At 55.3% G+C, this 23695-nt stretch carries 24 protein-coding genes and 3 tRNA genes; 9 read left to right on the forward strand and 18 right to left on the reverse strand.

Features of this window, described 5'->3' with window-relative positions:
• Nucleotides 1–373: 373 nt before the first annotated feature.
• The 3 genes from ACMYSP_RS23430 to ACMYSP_RS23440 all read left to right on the forward strand — a co-directional run bounded on the left by ACMYSP_RS23430 (nucleotide 374) and on the right by ACMYSP_RS23440 (nucleotide 4390).
• Nucleotides 374–1462 carry an ABC transporter substrate-binding protein gene (locus ACMYSP_RS23430; RefSeq protein WP_434584454.1) on the forward strand — a complete coding sequence of 363 codons (1089 nt, stop codon included), beginning with the start codon at nucleotides 374–376 and terminating at the stop codon, nucleotides 1460–1462.
• Nucleotides 1463–1557: 95 nt separating this feature from the next.
• On the forward strand, nucleotides 1558–3327 hold the full coding sequence (locus ACMYSP_RS23435; protein ID WP_434584455.1) for an ABC transporter permease: 1770 nt from the start codon (nucleotides 1558–1560) through the stop codon (nucleotides 3325–3327).
• Nucleotides 3320–4390 (forward strand): ABC transporter ATP-binding protein, encoded by a 1071-nt coding sequence (locus ACMYSP_RS23440; protein ID WP_434584456.1) that lies wholly within the window; start codon nucleotides 3320–3322, stop codon nucleotides 4388–4390. Before ACMYSP_RS23435 ends, ACMYSP_RS23440 begins: the two co-directional genes overlap by 8 nt.
• Before the next feature lie 88 nt (nucleotides 4391–4478).
• Here the strand turns inward: ACMYSP_RS23440 and cspF are convergent, their stop codons facing one another.
• The 8 genes from cspF to ACMYSP_RS23480 all read right to left on the reverse strand — a co-directional run bounded on the left by cspF (nucleotide 4479) and on the right by ACMYSP_RS23480 (nucleotide 10965).
• On the reverse strand, nucleotides 4479–4691 hold the full coding sequence (gene cspF / locus ACMYSP_RS23445) for a cold shock-like protein CspF (RefSeq protein WP_123754639.1): 213 nt from the start codon (nucleotides 4689–4691) through the stop codon (nucleotides 4479–4481).
• Between the two features lie 196 nt (nucleotides 4692–4887).
• Nucleotides 4888–5172 carry a YnfU family zinc-binding protein gene (locus tag ACMYSP_RS23450; protein WP_434584457.1) on the reverse strand — a complete coding sequence of 95 codons (285 nt, stop codon included), beginning with the start codon at nucleotides 5170–5172 and terminating at the stop codon, nucleotides 4888–4890.
• Nucleotides 5173–5227: 55 nt separating this feature from the next.
• On the reverse strand, nucleotides 5228–5998 hold the full coding sequence (locus ACMYSP_RS23455) for a 3-hydroxybutyrate dehydrogenase (RefSeq protein WP_434587277.1): 771 nt from the start codon (nucleotides 5996–5998) through the stop codon (nucleotides 5228–5230).
• Between the two features lie 36 nt (nucleotides 5999–6034).
• Entirely contained in the window at nucleotides 6035–7429 is a 1395-nt protein-coding gene (locus ACMYSP_RS23460; RefSeq protein ID WP_434584458.1) for a GntP family permease, read from the reverse strand.
• A gap of 43 nt (nucleotides 7430–7472) precedes the next feature.
• Nucleotides 7473–8396 carry a 3-hydroxyacyl-CoA dehydrogenase family protein gene (locus ACMYSP_RS23465; RefSeq protein WP_434584459.1) on the reverse strand — a complete coding sequence of 308 codons (924 nt, stop codon included), beginning with the start codon at nucleotides 8394–8396 and terminating at the stop codon, nucleotides 7473–7475.
• Nucleotides 8397–8407: 11 nt separating this feature from the next.
• Nucleotides 8408–9589: an acetyl-CoA C-acetyltransferase gene (locus ACMYSP_RS23470; protein WP_434584460.1), complete on the reverse strand. Its 1182-nt coding sequence runs from the start codon at nucleotides 9587–9589 to the stop codon at nucleotides 8408–8410.
• Nucleotides 9590–9598: 9 nt separating this feature from the next.
• The gene (locus ACMYSP_RS23475; protein ID WP_434584461.1) at nucleotides 9599–10255 is read right to left on the reverse strand and encodes a CoA transferase subunit B; all 657 of its coding nucleotides are present in this window, start codon (nucleotides 10253–10255) and stop codon (nucleotides 9599–9601) included.
• Between the two features lie 2 nt (nucleotides 10256–10257).
• Nucleotides 10258–10965, reverse strand: coding sequence for a CoA transferase subunit A (locus ACMYSP_RS23480; RefSeq protein WP_434584462.1), 708 nt, complete (start codon nucleotides 10963–10965; stop codon nucleotides 10258–10260).
• A 143-nt stretch (nucleotides 10966–11108) separates the two neighbouring features.
• Here ACMYSP_RS23480 and ACMYSP_RS23485 point away from each other — a divergent pair, with 143 nt between their 5' ends.
• A complete protein-coding gene (locus ACMYSP_RS23485; RefSeq protein ID WP_434584463.1) occupies nucleotides 11109–12002 on the forward strand; it encodes a LysR substrate-binding domain-containing protein in 894 nt (297 codons plus the stop codon).
• Nucleotides 12003–12048: 46 nt separating this feature from the next.
• Here the strand turns inward: ACMYSP_RS23485 and ACMYSP_RS23490 are convergent, their stop codons facing one another.
• Complete coding sequence (locus ACMYSP_RS23490) at nucleotides 12049–12189, reverse strand: hypothetical protein (RefSeq protein ID WP_434584464.1); 141 nt, start codon at nucleotides 12187–12189, stop codon at nucleotides 12049–12051.
• Between the two features lie 428 nt (nucleotides 12190–12617).
• Between ACMYSP_RS23490 and ACMYSP_RS23495 the strand changes: the two genes are divergently transcribed.
• Together ACMYSP_RS23495 and ACMYSP_RS23500 are read left to right on the forward strand one after the other, a co-directional pair.
• The gene (locus ACMYSP_RS23495) at nucleotides 12618–13526 is read left to right on the forward strand and encodes a DUF535 family protein (RefSeq protein WP_434584465.1); all 909 of its coding nucleotides are present in this window, start codon (nucleotides 12618–12620) and stop codon (nucleotides 13524–13526) included.
• Between the two features lie 209 nt (nucleotides 13527–13735).
• Nucleotides 13736–14239, forward strand: coding sequence for a DUF1543 domain-containing protein (locus ACMYSP_RS23500; RefSeq protein WP_434584466.1), 504 nt, complete (start codon nucleotides 13736–13738; stop codon nucleotides 14237–14239).
• 237 nt (nucleotides 14240–14476) lie between these two features.
• Here the strand turns inward: ACMYSP_RS23500 and ACMYSP_RS23505 are convergent, their stop codons facing one another.
• Nucleotides 14477–14860, reverse strand: coding sequence for a VOC family protein (locus ACMYSP_RS23505; RefSeq protein WP_434584467.1), 384 nt, complete (start codon nucleotides 14858–14860; stop codon nucleotides 14477–14479).
• Nucleotides 14861–14952: 92 nt separating this feature from the next.
• Between ACMYSP_RS23505 and ACMYSP_RS23510 the strand changes: the two genes are divergently transcribed.
• Entirely contained in the window at nucleotides 14953–15723 is a 771-nt protein-coding gene (locus tag ACMYSP_RS23510) for a DeoR/GlpR family DNA-binding transcription regulator (RefSeq protein ID WP_434584468.1), read from the forward strand.
• 137 nt (nucleotides 15724–15860) lie between these two features.
• Nucleotides 15861–16496: a carbonic anhydrase gene (locus tag ACMYSP_RS23515; RefSeq protein ID WP_123754612.1), complete on the forward strand. Its 636-nt coding sequence runs from the start codon at nucleotides 15861–15863 to the stop codon at nucleotides 16494–16496.
• A 159-nt stretch (nucleotides 16497–16655) separates the two neighbouring features.
• On the opposite strand, the gene ACMYSP_RS23520 is transcribed toward ACMYSP_RS23515, so the two are convergent.
• From ACMYSP_RS23520 to mdtK, 6 genes are all read right to left on the reverse strand, one after another.
• A complete protein-coding gene (locus ACMYSP_RS23520) occupies nucleotides 16656–17222 on the reverse strand; it encodes a DJ-1/PfpI family protein (protein ID WP_434584469.1) in 567 nt (188 codons plus the stop codon).
• A gap of 249 nt (nucleotides 17223–17471) precedes the next feature.
• Nucleotides 17472–17548: transfer RNA gene (locus tag ACMYSP_RS23525), tRNA-Val, on the reverse strand.
• 4 nt (nucleotides 17549–17552) lie between these two features.
• A tRNA-Val gene (locus ACMYSP_RS23530) sits at nucleotides 17553–17629 on the reverse strand.
• A gap of 4 nt (nucleotides 17630–17633) precedes the next feature.
• Nucleotides 17634–17710: transfer RNA gene (locus ACMYSP_RS23535), tRNA-Val, on the reverse strand.
• Between the two features lie 383 nt (nucleotides 17711–18093).
• Nucleotides 18094–18516 carry an acid resistance repetitive basic protein Asr gene (gene asr / locus ACMYSP_RS23540; RefSeq protein ID WP_434584470.1) on the reverse strand — a complete coding sequence of 141 codons (423 nt, stop codon included), beginning with the start codon at nucleotides 18514–18516 and terminating at the stop codon, nucleotides 18094–18096.
• A 194-nt stretch (nucleotides 18517–18710) separates the two neighbouring features.
• The gene (gene mdtK, locus ACMYSP_RS23545) at nucleotides 18711–20084 is read right to left on the reverse strand and encodes an MdtK family multidrug efflux MATE transporter (RefSeq protein ID WP_434584471.1); all 1374 of its coding nucleotides are present in this window, start codon (nucleotides 20082–20084) and stop codon (nucleotides 18711–18713) included.
• A gap of 228 nt (nucleotides 20085–20312) precedes the next feature.
• Here mdtK and ACMYSP_RS23550 point away from each other — a divergent pair, with 228 nt between their 5' ends.
• The gene (locus ACMYSP_RS23550) at nucleotides 20313–20948 is read left to right on the forward strand and encodes a riboflavin synthase subunit alpha (RefSeq protein WP_434584472.1); all 636 of its coding nucleotides are present in this window, start codon (nucleotides 20313–20315) and stop codon (nucleotides 20946–20948) included.
• Between the two features lie 116 nt (nucleotides 20949–21064).
• Here the strand turns inward: ACMYSP_RS23550 and cfa are convergent, their stop codons facing one another.
• Complete coding sequence (gene cfa / locus ACMYSP_RS23555; protein WP_434584473.1) at nucleotides 21065–22213, reverse strand: cyclopropane fatty acyl phospholipid synthase; 1149 nt, start codon at nucleotides 22211–22213, stop codon at nucleotides 21065–21067.
• 295 nt (nucleotides 22214–22508) lie between these two features.
• Nucleotides 22509–23693: a purine nucleoside transporter PunC gene (gene punC / locus ACMYSP_RS23560; protein ID WP_434584474.1), complete on the reverse strand. Its 1185-nt coding sequence runs from the start codon at nucleotides 23691–23693 to the stop codon at nucleotides 22509–22511.
• Nucleotides 23694–23695 lie beyond the last annotated feature (2 nt).

Consider the following 23695-nt stretch of genomic DNA (forward strand, 5'->3'; position numbering starts at 1 on the left):
CGCCGTCGGGCCCTGTTTTACCGCGATAATGCTATTTAACCGCCGCGATAGATTTTGTTTACAACCGTATTTCTGGCCTACGGGGGATCCCGTGGTTCATTATTTTCTGATTGCAGTTTTCCTGTCCGTTGTTATTCAGTGCACTGTCCATTCCGCCATTTCATCTGCACAAAACCTAATTGCTTAAGGTTGTCTTAATATTTGACAAGCGCCAGCAACTGTTCGCCAATCGTCGTCCAATGTGCTTGTCCGTTCATTTAATTACGCCAGCGTCACAAAAGCCGGAAAAAAACAAACCCGCGCGTTGCAACAGGTGGACGACCCACTATATGTTAAATTTGTGTTTAATAAATGATAATTAAAGGTTGGATTTATGCATAGGAAAATTGGCGGTTTAGTGGTTTCACTGACAGCAGTCTTCTCCTGTTCTGTGCTGGCTGCATTACCTCAGGGGTACCCGGCAGATTATCAAAAAGTGGTCGATGCCGGGATAAAAGAGGGAAAAGTTGTCGTCTATTCGACCACGGATACCAAAGCCGCAGGGCCATTAATTAAAGGGTTCGAAGCGCAGTATCCTGGGATTAAAGTTGAATATAACGATATGAACAGTACCGAGCTTTATAACCGCTACATCAGCGAACAGGCAGCCGGTGGCGGCAGCGGTGATGTGGTCTGGAGTTCATCGATGGATACGGCGCTAAAACTGGCAACTGACTATGCCGAGCAGTATGCCTCTCCTGAAGTGGGCAAGTTACCAAAATGGGCGGTGTGGCAGCAAAAAGCCTACGGGACCACCTACGAGCCAGTGGTCTTTATCTATAACAAGCGGCTGATCCCACAAAATGAAGTCCCGGATTCACATACCGCGCTGGCGAAACTGGTCACCGCTCAGGCCGATAAATTCAAAGGCAAAGTGACCACTTACGATATCGAAAAGTCCGGGCTGGGATTTATGCTGGCGGTGCAGGACAGCAAAGCTGACGCTAATTATTTCAGCGATCTGGCTGGGATGGCGAAGGGCGGTCTGACCGTGCAGTCCTCCACCGGCACGATGATGGAAAGGGTCTCTTCGGGTGAAAACCTGCTGGGGTACAACATTCTTGGTTCTTATGCTGAAGCGCGCGCCAAAACGGACCCGTCATTAGGGATTTCGTATCCGAAAGATTATGTGCTGGTGCTATCGCGGGTCTCATTCATTACCCAGGAATCAGCGCATCCTAATGCGGCAAAATTGTGGTTTGATTACGTGTTATCGGAAAAAGGGCAAAGCATTCTGGCGAACCAGGCCGATATCCCTTCGATTCGCAATGATATTGAAGGAAATAATGATATCGACGGGATGACCAAGATGCTGGGCAATGCGCTGAAGCCGATTCCGGTCGATGAATCATTGCTGGAATATCTGGAACCGAAAAACCGGTTGGAATTTATCAAACAATGGCGTAGCGCTGCCGCAAAATAATGTCCTGCCAGGCTGTATGATTTGCCATACAGCCTTTTTCGTGCCTGCGCTTTGCCCGTCTGGTTATACAGCGCACCGGCTCAAAGGGATGGTCTATGAATGTATTACGCAGAAAGATGCAGGGACTGCCGCGCGGCATCGTGGTCCTTATCACCGCATTAGTTATTTATATCCCGCTGCTATTTATCGTGGTGCAGAGTTTTCTTTCGGCACCATTTTTTGCCCGCTCCAAAGAAATCAGTCTGGAAGCTTTCGCGTTTATTTTCAGCGATCCCGATTTTTATCTCGCGCTCAAGTCCGGTTTTATTCTGGCGTTTGGCCTGGTGGCGATCGCGATTCCGTTGGGGGGGATCCTCGCGTTTTTGATGGTGCGTACTGACTTACCCGGACGGCGGTTTATTGAACCGCTGATCCTGGTGCCTGTTTTTGTCTCGCCGATGGTGCTGGCCTTTGGTTATGTGGTGGCGGCAGGGCCGGTGGGGTTTCTCTCGCAATGGGCCGGGCAGCTGCTGGGCTTTGTGCCGTGGAACATCTATTCGATGTTCAGTATCGTGGTGATTGCCGGACTGACCCACGTCCCTCATGCTTATCTGTATATTTCTTCCGCATTACGGAGCGTCGGCTCGGATGTTGAGGAGGCGGCGCGCACCGTGGGGGCATCGCCGCTACAGATTATGACCTCGGTCAGCCTGCCAATGGTGCGTCCGTCTATTCTGTATGCCTGCGTGCTGTTGTTTTTCCTCGGCCTCGAAGTGTTCGGCCTGATGCTGGTGTTGGGCGACCCTGAAGGCAATATGGTTCTGGCTACCTACCTCTATAAGTTGACCAATAAACTCGGCACGCCGTCCTACCACCTGATGGCGGCGGTGGCGGTGGTACTTATCTGCATCACTATTCCGCTGGTGATGTTGCAGCGCCGCCTGATGCGCACCGCCAATCGCTTCGTGACGATGAAAGGCAAAGCCTCGCAGGCGCGGGCGCTGCCGTTGGGCAAATGGCGTTGGGTTGCCGGCGCGGTGGTGGTTTTCTGGCTGACGGTGACGATTGGCGTGCCGCTGCTGGGAGTGGCGCTGCGGGCGTTTATTTCCAACTGGGGCGTTGGTGTGTCGATTTGGGACCAGCTCTCGCTAACCACCTTCCATAACATCTGGCAGCAGCCGAATCTGCTGCGGGCCATTGTCAACTCAATGGCGATCGGAGTATTTGGCGGCGCGCTGGCGGTGGTGTGCTATCTGTTTATCGGTATTGCGATGCACCGTAAAGCGGACAACGTGACGCGCTTTCTCGACTACAGCGTGTTGGTACCACGGGCGGTGCCGGGTCTGCTGGCCGGGCTGGCGTTTTTGTGGGTGTTCTTGTTCCTGCCGATGTGGCTGGATCAGTCGCTTAAGAATGGCTGGCTGTCGGCGCTGCCGGTGGCCGACTGGCTGCGCGAACATCTGATTGTCCAGCTTCGGGCTTTGCGTAATACCATTTTCAGCGTCTGGCTGGCCTACACCGTGGTGTGGATGGCCTATGGCCTGCGCCTGATCTCTTCCACCCTGTTACAGGTCGCACCGGAGCTTGAAGAGGCCGCCCGCAGTACCGGCGCGTCGCGTGGCCAGGTGACCCGCCACGTCACGGTGCCGCTGTCGCGCTACGGCTTGATTGGTTCCTGGCTGCTGATGTTCCTGATTTTTGAGCGCGAGTATTCCACCGGCGTCTATCTGCTTTCGCCGGGCACGGAGACTATCGGTTCGATGCTGGTGTCGCTCTGGGCGGCCGGGGCTATCGATATTGTCGCTGCCCTCTCGTTTATCAATATTCTGCTGGTGGTGGTTGGACTGGGGATCGCCCTGCGTTTTGGAGTGAAATTACATGATTGAATTATCGGTAGAAAACCTGCATCTGACCTATGGCGATAACCCGGTGTTGAAAGGGGTGTCGATGGAGCTGAAACGCGGAGAAGTGGTGTCGCTGCTGGGGCCATCCGGCAGCGGGAAAACCACCTTGCTGCGCGCCGTCGCCGGGCTGGAGAAACCCACCGGCGGGCGCATTACCATCGGCAAACATCAGGTCTATGACGGCAATCCGCGCAGCGAAATCCCGGCAGAGGAGCGCAATCTTGGGCTGGTGTTTCAGTCCTACGCCTTGTGGCCGCACAAGACGGTGTTTGAAAATGTCGCCTACCCGTTGCGGTTGCGTAAGGTGGCTTCTGGTGAAATCAAGCAGCGGGTGCAGGCGGTGCTCGACCAGTTAGGGCTGGGGCACCTTGGCGCCCGACATCCGCATCAGCTATCAGGTGGCCAGCAGCAGCGTGTTGCCATTGGTCGGGCGCTGGTCTACAACCCTCCGGTGATACTGCTTGATGAACCGCTGTCAAACCTTGATGCCAAATTGCGCGAAGAGGCGCGGGTGTTTTTGCGCGAGCTGATTATCACGCTGGGGTTATCGGCGCTGATGGTCACCCACGATCAGAATGAAGCGATGGCGATTTCTGACCGGATCCTGCTGCTCAATAATGGCGTGATTGAACAACAGGGGACGCCGCAGGAGATGTACAGCACGCCGGCCACGCTGTTCGCCGCCGAGTTTATGGGCAGCAACAACCGTCTGCACGGCAAGATTACCGCGGTGGTTGATGGGCGGGCGCGGATCGAGGGCGCGAGCTGGGCGTTATGGGGGATGGCGGGCGATCGGGTCAGCGTCGGGCAGGAGGCGACGGCCGTGATCCGCGTGGAGCGTCTGCAGCTGGGCTCCACGCCGCAGGACAATATGCTGGAACTGCCGCTCTTGACCAGCATGTATCTGGGGGACCGCTGGGAATATCTGTTCCGCACCCACGGGGACGACCTGGCGATTCGTGCCTACGGAAACGTGCTTCGCGATGCGCACCATTGCCACCTGTCTTTCCCGGCCCATGATCTGTGGATTTTCCCTAAATCGTAAGGCTGTCGCGGTTTCCCTGGCGGCGGCAATCGTTGATGCTGTCGCCCGGGCGTTAACCGCGGTGAGCGAGGTGAATGCAGAAGGCAGATTATGAAAGATAGACGTTGGCTGCCGTTGGGCCGCGCAAGCCGTTCACTCGACGAAATTCAACGCGAATACCTGGAGTAATTATTTCTGATTCGCCTGGGGATAATGCTGAAATATGGACCTGAACGTCTTTACGACCATCGGAGGGAATTATAAGGCCTTTGCCGGTTTTATTATCAAACGCTTTGACAATGCCTGTCATTTTTTGGAACAAATAAAATCCTTGTGAAAATAAATACCGGCATATTATACATTAAGAAAACGATAAAGCCATCTGTTTTATTTTTTAGCGACGCAGGCTAGTATTTGTCAGTAAAAGTAACAACCGATTGCACCAGGTATTCAAGGTGATCAGATAACTCTAATCAAAATTGGATTTCGTGGAACAATCAGCGTCTGGTATCTGGCGATTACGCAGCGGTTTTCGCTGTTGACTGGAAGAGTTTGTGGCAGTAAGGACAGATGAGCTGAGAGCCTTTTTGTACGCGGCTGAAGCTGTGTTCGGAATCCTGTGAGCAATGTGGACAGGTGCATTTTACAAGGTAATTACGGCGGGTTTTGTTATTTTTTCGATCTGACATATGATTTCCTTCCTGATTTAATGGCCTGAAACCATACAGCATTATCAAATAAATAGCTCGGAATGATTGTGTACCGGCAAAAATAAGCCATCGCGGGGTCTGTGAGGATCGCATCAGGGGTATCGCTCAGAAGGCGCCAGACCGACCCCTCCTGAGCGACCTCGTTTATTTATTGCGCGACCCAGCCCCCGTCCATGTTCCACGCTGCACCGCGTACCTGAGCGGCGCCGTCGCTGCAGAGAAACAGCGCCAGTTCTCCCAACTGTTCCGGGGTGACAAACTCGCCGGACGGTTGTTTTTCTGCCAGCAGCTGTTCACGGGCCTGCTGTGGTTCCGAACCTTCATTGATGCGCTTGTCTATCTGCTGCTGCACCAGCGGGGTTAACACCCAGCCGGGGCAAATCGCATTACAGGTCACACCGGTTCTGGCGGTTTCCAGCGCCAGGGTTTTGGTCAGTCCCACAACGCCGTGCTTGGCGGCGACGTAGGCCGACTTCTCCTTCGAGGCCACCAGCCCGTGCACCGAGGCAATATTAATAATGCGCCCCCAGTTACGCGCCCGCATACCCGGCAGGGCCAGGCGGCTGGTGTGAAAGACGCTGGAGAGATTTATCGCGATAATATCGTTCCACTTCTCGACGGCGAAACTCTCCACCGGCGAGACATGCTGGATCCCGGCGTTATTGACCACAATATCGACGCCGCCAAACTCGGTATTGGCGTAGGCCATCATAGCTTCAATCTGCTGTACATCGCGTAGGTCGGCATCGTGGTAGCCCGGCGTTTTGCCGACCAGCGCCACCGCCGCTCGTGCGGCGGCGCTGTCGCCAAAGCCGTTGAGGATCAGCTGCGCGCCGGCTTTCGCCAGCACGGTGGCAATCCCTAAGCCGATGCCGCTGGTTGAGCCGGTGACCAACGCTACCTTTCCGTTCAGATTCATCATATGTTCCTTAGTGATTCGGTTAAACCGTGCCCGTCAGACAATACCGGTTAAATAGAAGACGGCGATAACAAACAGTACCGCCATACTTTTAATCAGGGTGATAGCAAAAATACCGCCGTAGGCCTGACGATGGCTGAGGCCGGTGATCGCCAGCAGGGTGATCACCGCGCCGTTATGCGGCAGCGTGTCCATCCCGCCGCTGGCCATCGAGGCTACGCGGTGCAGTACCTCCAGCGGAATATTGGCGGCGTGGGCCGCGGCGATAAAGGTCTCTGACATCGCCGCCAGCGCGATGCTCATCCCACCGGAGGCGGAACCGGTGATCCCCGCCAGCACCGTTACGCTGATCGCCTCATTGAGCAACGGGTTGGGAATGGCGGTGAGGGCTTTGGATAACACCAGAAAACCCGGCAGGGCGGCGATAACTGCGCCAAAACCATATTCTGATGCGGTGTTCATCGCCGCGAGGATCGCCCCGCTGACGGCGGTACGGCTGCCTTCCGCCAGACGACCGCGGATATTACGAAAACCGAACACCAGCACCATCAGGATGCCTGAAATCAGCGCCGCTTCCACGGCCCAGATCGCCGTAATTTTGCCCACTTCCGTCACGATGGGTTTCGCCAGCCCCGGGAGAACCAGTTCGTGGCTGGTGCCGTACCATTGTGGGATCCAGCGGGTAAACAACAGGTTCAGTACCCCCACCAGCAGCAGAGGGGCAATGGCAATGAGCGGATGGGGCAGGTTGATGTTATCCGGCGTATCTGGCTCATTTTGCAGATCCGTGCCGTAACCTTCGCCCTTAGCCTGCGCTTTGCGACGCTGACGCTCCAGCCACAGCAGGCCAAAGGTGATGATAAACAGCGAACCGATAAGCCCGAGCCAGGGAGCGGCCCAGGCGTTGGTGCCAAAGAAGCTGGTGGGGATAATGTTCTGGATCTGCGGGGTACCGGGCAGGGCATCCATGGTGAAGGAGAAGGCGCCCAGCGCCACGGTGGCCGGAATCAGCCGTTTGGGAATACCGCTCTGACGGAACAGTTCGGCGGCAAACGGATACACCGCAAAGGCCACCACAAACAGCGAAACGCCGCCGTAGGTCAGCAGGGCGCACACCAGCACGATCACCGGAATGGCATGACGGCGCCCGAGGATCTGAATTGCTGCGGCAACGATGGATCGCGAGAAGCCCGACAGTTCGATCAGCTTGCCGAACACCGCTCCCAGCAGGAATACCGGGAAGTAGAGTTTGACGAAGCCAACCATTTTTTCCATAAACAGGCCGGTAAAGGTCGGCCCAACCGCGCCTGGGTCAGTGAGCAGCACCGCGCCGAGGGCGGCGATAGGGGCAAACAGGATAACGCTGTATCCGCGATAGGCTGCCAGCATCAGTAATGCCAGCGCGGCCAGGGCAATCAAAACACTCATCACGACACCTCACTCTCATTGTTATTGTTGGGTACAGTTCGCGAAGTTACGGTTTCAGGGCATAGCGCAGCAGGTGTTCCCGGCGCGACTGGATGCGAGCCGTCCGGGCGTTATCCCAGCGGTAAAAACCTTGCCCGCTGCGGGCGCCGGTATCGCCCCGGGCGACCTTCTCCGCCACCAGATCCATCATCTGCGTCCCGCTAGCCAGCTCCGGTAGCAGGTGCTGACAAATATCCTGAACCGTCGCCAGACCGGTCATATCCGCCGCTTCCAGCGGCCCGACCATCGCATAACGGCGGCCGAGAGAGGCGCGCATCACCCGGTCAACCACCTCCGGCGAGGCGATGCCGCTGTGGACGATATGCAATGCTTCACGCAGCAGGGCGAACTGCAGGCGATTGCCGACAAAGCCCGGCGCCGCACGGTTCAGCACCACGGCTTCCAGTTCGGTGGCGGTGAAAAAGTCGCTGACCAGCGACGGCAGTTCCGTGTGAGTGGCGCTCCCTGGCACCACTTCCACAAGCGGAATAAAGTGCGGCGGATGCCAGAAGTGGGCGATCAGCAGGCGCTCCGGATGCGTCATGCCTTCTGCAAGAAGGTCCGGCGGCAGACCGCTGGTGTTGCTGGCAATAATGGCATCTGTGGCGATAAGCGATTCCAGCTGCGCGTACAAGGCATGCTTGAGCCCCAGACGTTCGGGGATCGCCTCGATCAACAGCGTGCACTCCGCCAGTTCGCTGAGATGGCGGGTGCCGATCAGGCATGCCAGCACGGCGGGTTGCGTGGCGATGTCGAACTGTCCGCTGTCGTGCAGTTCATGCAGAATGGCCGTGGCAACGGTTGGGACTTCGGCAAGACGCGCCGGGTCGGTGTCGTAAAGCCTTACCTGATGGCCGTGGCGAGCAAAGTGGCAGGCGATGCCGATCCCCATAAGACCGGCACCGAGTACCGCCAGCGTTGGTGTATACATAGTGACTCCTGTTAGCGTGCAATCGTCATGGCGATACCCTGTCCGCCGCCGACGCACAGCGTGGCAAGCCCCTTACTGGCATGCCGACGCTGCATTTCATGCAGCAAGGTAACGAGGATCCGGCAGCCGGAGGCGCCGATAGGATGGCCCAGCGCAATGGCGCCGCCGTTGACGTTGACCTTGCGGCTGTCCCAGCCAAGCGACTGGCCCACCGCCAGCGCCTGAACGGCAAAGGCTTCATTGGCCTCAATCAACTCCACCTCATCCAGTTGCCAGCCGGCCCGTGCCAGCGCCATCTCGCAGGCGCTGACCGGTCCGATGCCCATCACCGCCGGGTCGACTCCGACCACGGCGGTGCTGACGATGCGGCCCAGCACCGGCAGCCCATGTTCACGGGCCTTGTCGGCGCTCATCAGAAGCACCGCCGCCGCACCATCGTTTAAGGACGAGGCGTTGCCGGCGGTAACGGAGCCGGTGTGCTGGCGGAATGCCGGGCGGAGCTGGGCCAGCTGCGTCGTTGTGGTATCCGGGCGTGGTTGCTCATCGCGGGTAATGGTCTGCGGCGGTTGTTTGCCCTGTTTAACGATGACGGGGACGATCTCGTCGTAAAAGCGGCCCGCCTCTGTTGCCGCCGCTGCTTTTTGCTGGGAATGTGCGGCAAAGGCGTCCTGCTGCTGGCGGTCGATGGCGTAGCGGTCAGCCAGATTCTCTGCCGTCATTCCCATGTGGTAGTCGTTGAAGGCATCCCAGAGACCGTCCTGAATCATGCTGTCCTGCATGCTGCTATGACCCACCCGTAGCCCGGCACGGGCGCCATCGATCAGGTACGGGGCGTTGCTCATGCTCTCCTGACCACCGGCGATCACCACCTGCGCGTCGCCGCTGCGGATCGCCTGCGCCGCCTGCTGCACGGCCTTCAGGCCGGAGCCGCATACCAGATTGACCGTGACCGCCGGACAACTGACAGGCAGACCGGCGCGTAATGCCGTTTGACGCGCCGGGTTTTGCCCGCAGCCGGCGGTCAGGACCTGGCCGAAAATCAGCTCATCGACTTCCCCGGCCGGTAATGCGCAGCGGGCCAGCAGGCTACGGACGACCTCGGCGCCTAGTTCAACGGCGGAAAGGGTTGAGAAGACCCCGCGAAAACTGCCTATGGGCGTGCGGACGGCGCCAACAATTACGACTTCATTCATTGTGCTTCCTCAGTTAAAACGCATTTCGCAGACGTCGTCCGGCACGACCAACCGTCCGGCAGTTTTGCTGGCAATCTCATCGAGTGAGACGCCAGGGGCATATTCGCGCAGCACGAAAGCGCCGTCGCGTATCTCCAGCAGGGCGAGGTCGGTCAGCACCCGTCGGATGCAGCCGACGCCGGTCAGCGGCAGGGTGCACTGCGCCAGCAGCTTCGATTCGCCGTTTTTCGAGGCGTGGGTCATCACCACGATGATGTTCTGTGCGCCGGCCACCAGATCCATCGCGCCGCCCATACCTTTCACCATTTTCCCGGGGATCATCCATGAGGCGATATTGCCCGCCACGTCGACTTCGAAGGCTCCGAGGACGGTCAGGTCAACATGCCCGCCACGGATCATGGCGAAGGACTGCGCAGAATCGAAAATTGCCGCGCCGGTTCGGGCGGTCACCGTCTGTTTCCCGGCGTTGATCATGTCCGCGTCGAGCTGCGCTTCATCCGGAAAACCGCCCATGCCGAGCAGGCCGTTTTCGGATTGCAGCATCACGTCAATGCCCGCTGGAATATAGTTGGCCACCAGCGTCGGGATGCCGATGCCGAGGTTGACGTAGTCGCCATCGTGCAGCTCTCTGGCGACGCGCATGGCCATTTGTTCACGAGTCAGCATGATTAGTGGCTCCCTGTGCACAGCGTGCGCTGCTCAATGCGCTTTTCGAACTGGCCGACAATTAGCCGGTCGACATAGATGCCGGGGGTGTGTATCGCGGAAGGCGGGAGTTCACCAGGAGGAACGATCTCTTCAACCTCGACCACCGTAATCCGACCGGCGGCGGCCATCAGTGGGTTAAAGTTTTGTGCCGTATGGCGATAGATAACGTTGCCGTACCAGTCGGCTTTCCAGCCTTTGACCAGAGCGAAATCACCGCTAATCGCCTCTTCAAGAATGTAGTGTTTGCCGGCAAACTCGCGGACTTCTTTACCTTCAGCGACCGGCGTACCGTAGCCGGTGGCGGTATAAAACCCGGGGATCCCCGCGCCGCCGGCGCGGATTTTCTCTGCCAGCGTACCTTGTGGCGTAAGCTCCACCTGCAGTTCGCCACTGAGCGCCAGTTGCTCAAACAGGGCGTTTTCGCCAACGTAGGAGGCGACAACTTTGCGTACCTGGCGGCTCTCCAGCAGGATGCCGAGGCCAAAACCGTCGACGCCGCAGTTGTTGGATACCACCGTCAGCCCCTGCACGTTTCGGCGCTTCACTTCGCCAATCAAATTTTCCGGGATACCGCACAGGCCAAAACCGCCGGCCAGCACCGTCATTCCATCCGTTAGCCCTTCCAGCGCCGCTGCGTAGCTGGCGACGCGCTTATCCAGTCCTGCCATGATTCACCTCTGCTGGCTTGCGATGGGGGTTATCATTGGGGGCGAAGACTGATTTGATAATTTTGAATTTGTGACCCACTCATTTGGTTTTCTTATTAATTTATTGTTAACTAAATTTTTTCAATTAGTTAACAGGATGAAAAATGAGAATGAGTGTCAAACAGTTACGCGCGTTTTTAGCGGTAGCTCACACTCTTAATTTTGCCCATGCCAGCGAACGACTAAATCTTTCGCAACCGGCGTTGAGTCTGACCATCAAGGGGCTGGAGGAGGTGCTCGGCGGTGCATTACTGCAGCGCAGCACCCGCAAAGTGACGTTAACCCAGGAGGGGGAGATCTTTTTACCGATGGCCCGTCAGCTGCTGGCTGACTGGGACAATGCCGAAGAGGCAATGCGCCAGCGTTTCACTCTGCAGCGCGGCAAAATCTCGGTGGCGGCAATGCCCTCTTTTGCGGCAAACGTGCTGCCCGAAGTGTTGAAAACCTTTCGCGACCGCTACGCCGGCATCAACGTGACGGTGCATGATGTGATTAACGAACAGGTGATTGAGATGGTCCGCGAGGGGCGGGTGGAGATGGGCATCGCCTTCGAACCGGCACCGAGCAACAATTTACTGTTTACGCCGCTCGGGGTTGACCGGTTTATCGCTATTGTGCCGAAAACATCACCGCTCGCCAGCAAGTATCGTCTCTCCTGGCCCGAGCTGTTGAGCCTCGATTTTATTACCCTTCAGCGGCCTTCGGCAGTTCGCCTGATGCTGGAAGAGGAGCTGGCGCGCAGCGGCCGTAAGCTGGATGTGGCGCTGGAAAGTCACCAGTTGGTGACGGTGGGCAGAATGGTGGCCAGCGGTCTTGGTGGCAGTGCCGTTCCGGCATTATGTCAGTCACAGATGCAGGCGCTGGGGGCGGTATGTTTGCCGCTTGATAATCCGCCGATTGAGAAGTGCGTTGGGGTGATTCATGCCGGGCACAGGCATCTGTCAAAAGCGGCGCAGGCGCTGCTGGAGACGCTGAAGGGGGCGTTTTCGCCGGGCTGATTCGGCTGAGGTCAAAAAAAACCGGCGCTGACCGCCGGTTCAGAAATCAGATTTTGCAGGCGTCGCCGCAATCATCATCGGCAACAATCGCCTGGGCTTTTTTGTCGGCGTCTTCGAGGCGTTCGGCATTACGCTCTTCCGCTTCTTCCAGACCGCTGAACACCAGGTTGTCGAGATCAATTTCCATGAGTTACCTACTTTGCTTCAGTTTTGACTGTCGACAGATTATAGAGCAAAACCCGTAGGGGATGAACCCTGCACCAGCGGTTACCGCACATAGCGATAATGGCCTGACCTGAATGACCGGCCGCTGGCGCGCTGAGATCCTCACTAATAAGTATTGACGGGATACCGGTGTTAATTATAAAGCGCAGAAAAGATTGCTTCACTATACCCTAAATAATTCGAGTTGTAGGCAGGCGGCAACGCAGAGAATCCCCAGGAGCTTACTGAAGTAAGTGACTGGGGTGAACGAGGAAAGCCAACGCCCATGCAACTTGAAGTATGACGGGTATATATATTAAATGAAACGACAACGAGTTAGTGATTCACCGTTGACTTAAGCGGATTATGATATTATGGCCGCGATTATGGTTGATCTATGGTTCTTCAATAATGACTCAAACAACAATAGTCGCTATCAATGAATGGCGAAAAAATAATAAATTAATCTGTCACATTAAACTCGAATATAAAAAGGTATTACGTAAATGCAGAGAAATATCGCTGTCAGGCGCAAAATATAAAGCGTACCAGGCGTTGTGTGAACAATATGCCTGCGCCCGTTTAACCTCGGCCACCGAAGGGCTGGTGCGTTTTCAGGATAAGCCGTTCAAAGCCTATCTTAATAAAAACCTGTCCAAAAGGAGTAAGCTGGATATTGCTCATGGATCTTTGATTTTTATGGAGAAAACCTTTAGTCAAGCGGCGCTGGCGGAGCTGTATAACATCCGCGGATTTGGCCTGACCCTGGCGGAGATCCCGCTAAAAGACAGCGCGCGGATCACGGTAAATCTCCTGGCATCGCCTTTTCAGGAGGAGGGGGAACTGATGCTGCTAATGCTGCAGGGTGAGCAACGTCTCTACAGCATCTGTTTTTCCTGTACGGCCGATGGTCGGGCTTATATTGGTGGTATCCAGGGCGGGAAGGATATTTCCTCTGAAGAGATCAAGCTATTGACAAAAGCATTGCACGGTACCCGGCCGAAAAATTTAATTATCTCTTTGCTGTATGGTTTTTTACAGCATAGCGATATTAATGCGCTGTATGCGGTCGATTCTGATTTCCACGTGAAAAGTGACAAAGTCAAAACCAGCTACGCGACACTGTGGCGGGAAGTCGGAGGAGAAAAGCATCGTCGCGGCTGGTATAAATTACCGGCGCAGGAGGTCAGGAAAAATATCGCCGAGGTGAAAAGTAAGCACCGCAGCCAGTTTATCAAACGCGAAGGTTTGAAAGAGCTGGCGCAGCTGGAGATGCTGGCCACCCTGCGGCAAATTAACGGGTCTTCGCCCGCCAGTTAATCAACGGTAACCGATGTGCGGGTCAGCAGGGGGCTGTTGACCCGCCATTTCCCGCCAAAACTATCCTCGTGAATCAGTCATATCGCATGTCATATGCTGGCCGCCAGCCTGCGGCTGTTACATTTCTGACACCCAGCGCCAGGCAAGCTTGCTGAAATTATCGTTATGTAGTCTGATATATAGCGGATGTGGTAATCAGAGGACTGGAAATGCATTTGTTTATGTTTTATGTCGGTGGCAATGCGGGTAAATCGAATATTGAAGTCCATGATATTCAGTTTGTGGTGGCGCGAACACCAGAAGAGGCGTGGCCCGCGCTGCGCGAAGCCTGGTTTGGCGATGCGGATAAAATCCACGTTGACGGCTACAGTCGGATCGCATGGGCCGATGGCTACGATGTGACCTTAGCCAAAACACCCGCCAATAACAGCGAAACGCTGTTCTTTGTCAATGCCGGTGGTTATCGCCCGGATACGCTAGCGGAGCTGCATGAATTCGGTCTGTTCGTGGCACATGATGCGCGGGAAGCAAAGGAGAAGGCGCTGAAAACGCTACTGTGTGGCAGCGGGCAGCAGCATAAAGATAATCTGCAGGCCGTTGATGATTGCCTGCTGCTGGAAAAAGTCGGTGACTGGTATTTGCACCTGAAGCCTAATGCCGAAGGCTCGGCGGCGAAACCCGAGTGGCAAGGATATCAACCGATTGGGAGCTGAGGCCGCGTCCTCTGTGCCGGCAGGTGGAACCCTCACCGACATGGCATCACAACGTTACTCGCGCAGAGAGGGCCGGCGGGCTCTCTCTGCTTTCGCTGTATCTCCCGCTGATGTCGGCTTTATATCTTTGTTGTGACATTTTTGCTGGGGGAGAGATGCTGCACGCAGGGCCCCATTTATTAATGACGCCGGCTGGCGGCACTGCGCGCTGCTGGTGTGTAGGCGTTGCAAAGATGGCTAGGCAACGATTTCAACCAGGTTTCCATCCGGGTCTTTGATGACCGCTTCGTAAAAACCGTCGCCGGTCGTACGCGGCGGAGAAACCAGAATCCCCTGCGATTCAGCCCGCTTCGCCAGTGCATCAACCTGCTGCGCGCCGTTGACTGAGATAGCCAGATGAACCCAGCCGGTCTGATTATTATCCGGCGTGACAACCTGCAACCCCGGTTTGCTCATTAATTCAATGGCAATATCCTCACCGATTTTTACAAAGTAGGACTCAAAGCCGATATTGGTCTGGCTGCAATATTTTTCGTTAATCTGACCGTCGAAGAAATCGGTCCAGAAGCGGGCCTGCTGCTCAAGCTGATGGGTCCATAATGCGATATGGGCGACTTTCATGGTAGTTCTCCTGAGAAGGCGGGTTGACAGAGTGAGGGTGAATGCCTGATCATGCTCTTTATTGCTCGATTAAGATTAATGAAGAGGTTTTCGTGCTCGATTATGCAGCTTTTCCACAGCAGCGACAAGCGCTTATTTGTCAGATCCTTCAGGAGAATGGTCGGGTTGTTTGTACCGAGCTGGCGACCCGTTTAAACGTCTCAGAGCACACGATACGCCGCGATCTGCACGAACTGAGCAAAGATGGCTTTTGCAAAAAGGTCTACGGCGGCGCGGTGATGAACCTGCCTGAAGCCGGCGATTACAGCGATCGCAAAGACAAAAATACAGCAACAAAACTCAGAATCGCGCAGAAGTGCGCAAGGCTGGTGAAACCCGGCGGCTGCATTTTTATCGATACCGGCACCACCAATCTGGCGATGGCCGAAGCGTTGCCGGCAGAACTGGCGCTCACGGTGGTCACTAACTCGCCGGAAATCGCGGCGGTGTTGTTGAAAAAACCGCGCTATGACGTCGTGATGTTGGGTGGGCAGGTTCAACGGGCAGCGGGTGGTTGTGTGGGCGCTTCGGCGGTGGCTCAGTTACAGGGTATCCTGTTTGATCAAGGATTTATCGGCGGCTGTGCGATGGCCCCGGAGTCGGGTCTGACCGGATTTGACTACGCCGATTGTGAGTTTAAGAAAGCGGTGATTCAACAGTGCAGCGAAATAATCGTCGGCCTGACTTCCGATAAAATCCCGGCGGTTGCCCGGTTTGTGGTGACGGATAGCAGCGGGATCGATGTACTGGTGGTGGAGGAGAACGTCAGCCGACAGTACCGGGATACGTTCCGTGAGCACGATATCCGGATCTATACGGTCTGACGATCGGCTCTCGCTCGCCCGGCATTGTTACGAAAGATTCCATTTGAATAACGATTCCTATTCTGCCCGTCGGTGATACACTGAAGAACTGTGATCTTTGTCATACCATAATTCATACCGAGAAAAGAGACACTGCTATGCAACATATCATTGAGGGCTTCCTCAACTTCCAGAAAGAGATCTTTCCGCAACGTAAAGAGCTCTTCCGTAGCCTGGCCTCCAGCCAGAATCCCAAAGCGCTGTTTATCTCCTGTTCCGACAGCCGCCTTGTCCCGGAACTGGTTACTCAGCAGGAGCCAGGACAGCTCTTTGTTATTCGCAACGCAGGTAACATCGTTCCCTCTTTCGGGCCGGAGCCGGGTGGCGTGTCAGCCACCATTGAGTATGCGGTTGTCGCGCTGGGCGTGACCGATATTGTGATTTGCGGCCACTCTAACTGTGGTGCCATGACCGCGGTGGCGACCTGTCAGTGCCTGGAGCCGATGCCGGCGGTGTCCCACTGGTTGCGCTACGCCGATGCCGCAAAAGCGGTGGTGGAAAAGGGAACCTGGAACAGCGAAATCGATAAAGTGAATGCGATGGTGCGTGAAAACGTGATCGCTCAGCTGAACAATATCAAAACGCACCCGTCTGTTGCGGTTGGCCTGCGTGATAAAGGTCTGCGTCTGCATGGCTGGGTCTACGATATCGAAAGCGGCGATATTAGCGCGCTGGATAAGAACACGAAGAATTTTGTGTCGTTGTCAGAAAATCCAGAAGTCTACTTCGAATAACGCGTCTTACCGGGGCAGGGAAGCCCTGTACGTGTATCTGTTCCCTTCAGCCAGACCTCCATCAGTACATCACACCTCTCAACCTGACATTGCCGGACACAGCAGGCCGACCGTTGTCGGACGGCCCCGGATTATTATTGACCGTATTCCGCGCAGCGGTTAGCGCTGCAGGACTTCGGCAAATTTAGCCAGCCACTGCGGATGCGCGGGCCAGGCGGGAGCGGTGACCAGGTTGTCGTCGACGTAGGCCTGATCGATGGCGATATCGGCATAATGTCCACCGCTGAGCCGGACTTCCGGTGCACAGGCCGGGTAGGCACTACAGGTGCGGTCTTTCAGAATGCCGGCGGCTGCCAGCAGCTGCGGACCATGACAAACGGCGGCGATAGGTTTGCGCGCCCGATCAAAGGCCTGTACCAGTTTGATGACCTCGTCATTGAGGCGCAGATATTCCGGCGCTCTGCCGCCTGGGATCAGCAGAGCATCATAATCCTGCTCTTTGGCGGCGCTGAAATCAGCATTGAGGGTAAAACGGTGGCCCGGCTTTTCGCTGTAGGTCTGGGCGCCGTCGAAGTCGTGAATGGCGGTGATAACGTAATCACCTTTGACCTTGTCAGGGCAGACCGCGTCTACCTGGTGGCCAATCATTTGTAATGCCTGAAACGGCACCATGGTTTCATAATCTTCGGCATAATCACCAACCAGCATCAGAATTTTTTTGCTCATCGCTATCGCTCCTGTAGGGATCAAGATGCCTAAGGTATAGCCTGGCGATTGGGGGAATGCGAACCGGTAAACGGACAACGCGATCGCGGAAACAAAACGCAGCGTTGGTGTGATGAAGAGTGGCTGAATACGGTGAAAAGCAAAGGGTAAAACACGGAAAATTGTAAGAGGCTAACGGGGAGAGGAACAAGGAGAATGCGAAAACACACGATTCACTTGCTGACAAACCAAAGTCTGGGCAAGAAAGAATGGTGCGTCCGAGTGGACTCGAACCACCGACCCCCACCATGTCAAGGTGGTGCTCTAACCAACTGAGCTACGGACGCATTATGGTGCGTTTAATTGGACTCGAACCAACGACCCCCACCATGTCAAGGTGGTGCTCTAACCAACTGAGCTATAAACGCATTATGGTGCGTTCAATTGGACTCGAACCAACGACCCCCACCATGTCAAGGTGGTGCTCTAACCAACTGAGCTATGAACGCAATGTTGTGGTGACAACGGGGACGCATATTAGCGATCGGGAGGGGTTGTGGCAAGAGGCAAACGTCACTTTTCTTGCAGAACGCACGCGATTGCGGAAGTTTTGCCCATATTGCTTATATTTTACTGATGATAAAGGAGAATACTTAACCTGTTGGCTGTTTTTGCTCACTACCTCAGGGAGATAACGCACCGCAGAAAGCGGCAGAACAGGAGAAAAGGAGAGGGTAGCTATTTGAACATCAAGCGAAGGGCGAAAAGTGCGCAAAGAATTAGCAGGATCAGAATGAGCTCAAAACGATAGCGCCGCAGCATAGTGATCTCCTGAAATAAAACCGGCGCTGAAATAGCGCCGGTTTATCATTAAACAGACTGACCGGAAGAATTATGCGGCTGGCTGTGCAGCCGGTTTAGCGGCCTGATGTTTGGTGGTTTTGTGGTGCTTTTTAGCCGCCTGCGCTTTCTGTGCTACTGCAGGTTTGGTCGCAGCTTTGTGGTGCTTTTTAGCCGCCTGCGCTTTCTGTGCTGCTGCAGGTTTAGCTGCCGCTTTGTGGTGTTTCTTAGCGGCCTGCGCTTTCTGCGCTACCGCAGGTTTGGCTTCGGCTTTTTTGTGTTTTTTGGCAGCCTGAGCTTTCTGCTCGGTGGCTGGTTTAGCCGCAGCTTTGTGGTGTTTTTTGTGATGCGTGGTTTTGGCAGTGGTGCTGTGAGCAGCAGCCGGAGCCTGAGTGGTGCTTACTGCGTCAGCAGCGAAAGCAGCGGAAGACAGACCCATAGCAGCGGCAACGACCAGAGCTAATACTTTTTTCATTCTAATATCCTCGAATTTGTTTCTTCAGTGAACCCCACTGCGGGGCTGTTGAAATCACTATAGGCTTGTCGACAGGTGGCTTCAGTGAGTGTTTGGTATCGGCGCGTAACCGAATGTACAACGGGGATATCGGCAGGATGTGTCCGCATCACGGACAAGAAGAAAGGCACCCCGAAACGAGGTGCCTTAAGAGATTAGCGCGCTGCGCGTTGCAAAATGATGTTTGCCGGCTGGCGCTGGAGGAAGCGCATACGCAGCATCATCAGAATTGCCGCTGAGGTTAATCCGATGATAAATCCGCACCAGAAGCCCGCCGGTCCCATCCGCGGAACAACGATATCGGTTAAGGCCAGCAGATAGCCGCTCGGCAGACCAAGCACCCAGTAGGCGGTGAAGGTAATAAAGAAGATCGACCGCGTGTCTTTATAACCACGCAGGATCCCGCTGCCAATAACCTGCACGGAGTCGGAGAGCTGATAGATAGCTGCCAGCAGCATCAAGTGCGACGCCAGAGTAACGACCTCCGGATTGTCGTTATACAGCAGGGCAATCTGCTCACGCATGGCAACGGTGAAAATCGCCGTTATCACAGCCATGCAAACCCCGACGCCCACGCCGGTTCTGGCGGAGACCTGAGCATCCGGCGTCGAGCCTTGCCCAAGGCGGAAACCAACCCGGATGGTGACTGCCGCCGACAGTGACAACGGTAGTACAAACATCAGCGAGCTAAAGTTAAGGGCAATCTGATGGCCGGCAACGTCGACAATACCCAGCGGAGAGACCAGCAATGCAACTACCGCAAACAGCGTAACTTCGAAGAACAGCGCCAGTGCGATAGGTAGACCTAATTGCACCAGGCGCGTCAGGACGCTGAAGTCCGGTTTGCTGAAGCCGGTCTCATTGCGAATGTCACGCATTGATCGAGCCCGACGCACCCAGGTAATCATGCAAATGAACATCACCCAGTACACGGCAGCCGTCGCCACGCCGCAGCCAACGCCGCCCAGTTCCGGCATGCCAAAGTGGCCGTAGATAAAAATATAGTTAACGGGAATATTGACCAGCAGGCCGATAAATCCCATGACCATCCCCGGTTTGGTTTTTGCGAGGCCTTCGCACTGGTTACGTGCGACCTGGAAAAAGAGGTAGCCAGGAGCACCCCACAGCAGTGCGCGCAGATAACCAACGGCTTTGTCGGCGAGTGCCGGATCGATATTGTGCATCGAACTAATAATGTACCCGGCGTTCCATAGCACCACCATCACCAGCAGTGAAACGAACCCCGCCAGCCAGAACCCTTGCCGTACCTGATGTGCAATTCGATCGCGACGTCCGGAGCCATTCATCTGCGCGACCACGGGCGTGAGCGCCAACAGCAAGCCATGGCCGAAGAGGATCGCGGGAAGCCAGATGGACGTACCGATCGCCACCGCCGCCATATCGGTGGCGCTATAGCCACCCGCCATTACGGTATCGACAAAGCCCATTGCTGTCTGAGCGACCTGCGCAATGATCACAGGAATAGCCAGTGCTAATAACTGACGCGCTTCAATAAAATACTTCTGCACGTGAACACCTTTATATTGTTGTTATTTTGAAACTGAAAAGCGGCCTTAAATGGCAGCAAGAAGAAAGAGCAGAGGGGTTTTCCAGTCTATTGTAGCGAGGATACGCTATTAAGCCAGTGAAAAAATGGTAGGGCACGAAGGGCGCTGGCAACCTGTTTTAGCACCTGTTATTGTTCCAGGCAGATATAACGGTAATGATACCGTCACCAAAGTCTACAGGAGCAAAGCATGTTTACTGGCATTGTGCAGGGGACCGCGAAAGTGGTGTCCATTGATGAAAAACCAAATTTTCGCACTCATGTCGTGGAATTACCTGAGCATATGCTCGAAGGTCTCGAGACCGGTGCATCAGTGGCGCACAATGGCTGCTGCCTGACGGTGACCGAAATCGACGGCCCGCGCGTCAGTTTTGATCTGATGAAAGAGACGCTGCGCATCACTAACCTCGGTTCGGTAAAAGAGGGGGATAACGTCAACGTCGAGCGAGCCGCGCGGTTTAGTGATGAAATTGGCGGCCACCTGATGTCGGGGCATATTATGACTACCGCCGACGTCGTCAAAATTTTAACCTCAGAGAATAACCGTCAGATCTGGTTTAAGGTTCAGGACCCGACGCTGATGAAATATATTCTTTATAAAGGTTATGTTGGGGTAGATGGCATTAGTCTGACGGTGGGCGAGGTTACGCCGACCCGCTTTTGCGTGCATCTGATTCCTGAAACACTGACGCGCACCACCCTTGGCGTAAAAAAACTGGGTGACCGGGTGAATATCGAAATCGACCCGCAGACGCAGGCGGTGGTGGATACCGTAGAACGCGTACTGGCGGCAAAAGACGCGGCGCAGAACGCCGCCGAAGAGTAATATACCTCGATCCTTCAGGTTGCCTGGGTGTAGCCAATACCCAGGCAGCTCGAATTATTTTGGGTATACCGGGCATACGTAATAAAAGCATATCCCCCGTCGTAACGGGGGATAATCTAACGTGCTACCCGCAGGCCGTTTTCAACCCCGCGTGAAAAGACCACTTGCCACAGCTGAATATCGCGCGCACGAAAAGCTCCGGCGCAGGCGTTCAGATAATAACTGAACATACGTTTAAATCGTTCTGAGTAGTTATCTGCAATATCCGGCCAGGTGGCCAGGAAGCGCGCGCACCAGGCCATCAGCGTGGTATCGTAGTCGGCTCCCATATTATGCCAGTCCTCCATCACGAAGTGCGATTCACTGGCCTGGGCAATCTGACGAACTGACGGCAGACAGCCGTTCGGGAAGATATATTTATTAATCCACGGGTCAACGCTGTGGTCGGTTTTTTTCGAACCGATAGTGTGTAGTAAGAAACGACCATCGGCATTCAGATTGCGGTCAACCACGTTAAAATAGGTGGCGTAATTTTTCGGGCCGACGTGTTCAAACATGCCGACGGAGACAATCCGGTCAAAGCTGTCCTCAAGGTCGCGGTAATCCTGGAGCAAAATGGTGACGTCCAGTCCCTCGCAACGCTGCTGGGCCATTTTTTGCTGCTCGGCAGAAATGGTCACGCCAACCACGCTGACGTTATAGTGCTTCGCCATGTAATAGGCCAGACCACCCCAGCCGCAACCAATGTCCAGAACCCGCATGCCAGGCTCCAGCTGCAGCTTCCGGCAGATAAGATCCAGTTTTGCCTGCTGAGCCTCTTCCAGTGATTGTGCGTCTTTCCAGTAGGCGCAGGAATATTGCATATAGGGATCGAGCATCCGGCTGAAAAGGTCATTGCCAAGATCGTAGTGTTCTTTCCCGACAATCCAGGAACGCTTTTTACTTTGCAGATTAAACAGGCGAGCGCCAGCGATACGTAGCGTATCTTTAAGATGGTGCGGGAGCTGATTTTCCAGTCCGGCGCGCAGCACACGATGGAAGAATATATCCAGGCGCTCGCAATCCCACCAGCCGTCCATATAACTCTCGCCGAGTCCGAGTGAACCCTCTTGCAAAACACGTTTAAAGAAAAGCGGGTTTTTAATCTGCAAATCGGAGGGAGCGGAACCATTAATTTCAATGCCCGCGCGACCGAGTAACTCGGCTACAATTCGGTACCAGTCGTCGTTTGGTACGCTTACTTCTTCTATACACGATGAACTCATAGCTTCTCCATCACGCCCAAGTGATCAGAACCTTAAAACAGCGTAGACGCTTTTTTGGCTTTGTGAGAAATCTCACGGAATATCCGTGAAGCTGCTATCCGACGTAGAACAGAGGAAGGGCGATAACCCTTGCCGAAAGGCCATCCATGGTGAAACGAGACGCATCCTGCTCCCGTTAAATACAATAAAAGGTCTATTTATGTGATGCCGGATCCAGTATAGGCTGCTGAAATCCGGCTTTCAATAAAAACCTCTTAGCATGCTAATTACTGGGCCAAAGCATGCTTATAACAGGTCAGGCGTGAGATGAGCCTACCGTCAGGCAGGCGCTCTGGCGTTGCATGAGGTAGCCAATCCCGGCCAGCACGATAGAAACCAGCATCACGCTGGTGGTGGTCAGCAGCGGTGTGGCGATCAGCGCGGATACCAGCAGGCTGGTCAGGAAGCACAGCCCGAGCTGCAGGGTGTTCTGCAGCGCGGCGGCGCGGCCGGTAGCCTGTGGGAATGGTTTCAGTGCTTGGGCAACGACGATCGGGTATATCCCGCCGTTAACAATCGCCATCACGCAGAACGGAATCATCACGCCGACGATGGAAGCATTTTCAAGGCGCCCGACCATCCAGGTGGCAGCAACGCTGACGGCGAACACCACCAGTAGCCACGGCAGCAATTGCTGGCCCTGCCATTTCTGCAGCGCCGCGCGGCAGCCATAACCCCCAATCAGGAAGGCAATGGTTTGTGGCACGTAGCTCAGCCCGATAGCCGTTGGACCATAACCCATGTCATGCAGAATAAACGGCGAGCCGGTCAGCCAGGCAAAGAAGCTGGCAGAGCAGGCGGCGTAGATCAGCACGTTACCGCTATATTCACGTGAGCGCAGCAGCGTCAGGAAGGTCAGTTTCTTCTGGACATCGCCGGCCGGCTTATGCACCGGCTTCAGGCGCAGGGCCGGGATCATCAGCAGCAGGGCGATGGCGAAAAGGGTGGCAAAAATCGCCTGCCATTCCAGATGGTTAAGCAGCCAGCTGCCGAGCAGCGGCGCCAGCGCCGGCGATAATCCCACCAGCGGCATGATGGTGGCGAAAATACGGTTTGTTTTCTGGGCTGGATAATAGTCCGTCACCATCGCCTGCCAGGTGACCGCAGCGGCACAAACGCCGATGGCCTGAATAAAACGCAGCACCAGCATCAGCGTCGCGTCGCGGACCCACAGCATTCCCAGGCAGCTGATGGCGAAGATCGCCAGGCCGCTCAGCAGAATCGGTTTACGCCCGTAACGGTCAGAGAGAGGGCCCCAGAACAGTTGTCCGATAGCGAAGCCGGCGAGGAACAAGCTCAGGCTGGCGCTGACCGAGGCCGCGGAGGTGTTGAGGTCGCGTTGAATCGCGGCGAAGGCCGGTAGGTACATGTCGGTGGCCAGGAAACCCAGCACGCTGAGTCCCGCCAGCCAAACTAAAAATCCTTTCCCAGGTTGTTGCATAA

This window comes from Klebsiella sp. R390, assembly GCF_051131745.1.
Classification (GTDB): Bacteria; Pseudomonadota; Gammaproteobacteria; order Enterobacterales; family Enterobacteriaceae; genus Klebsiella.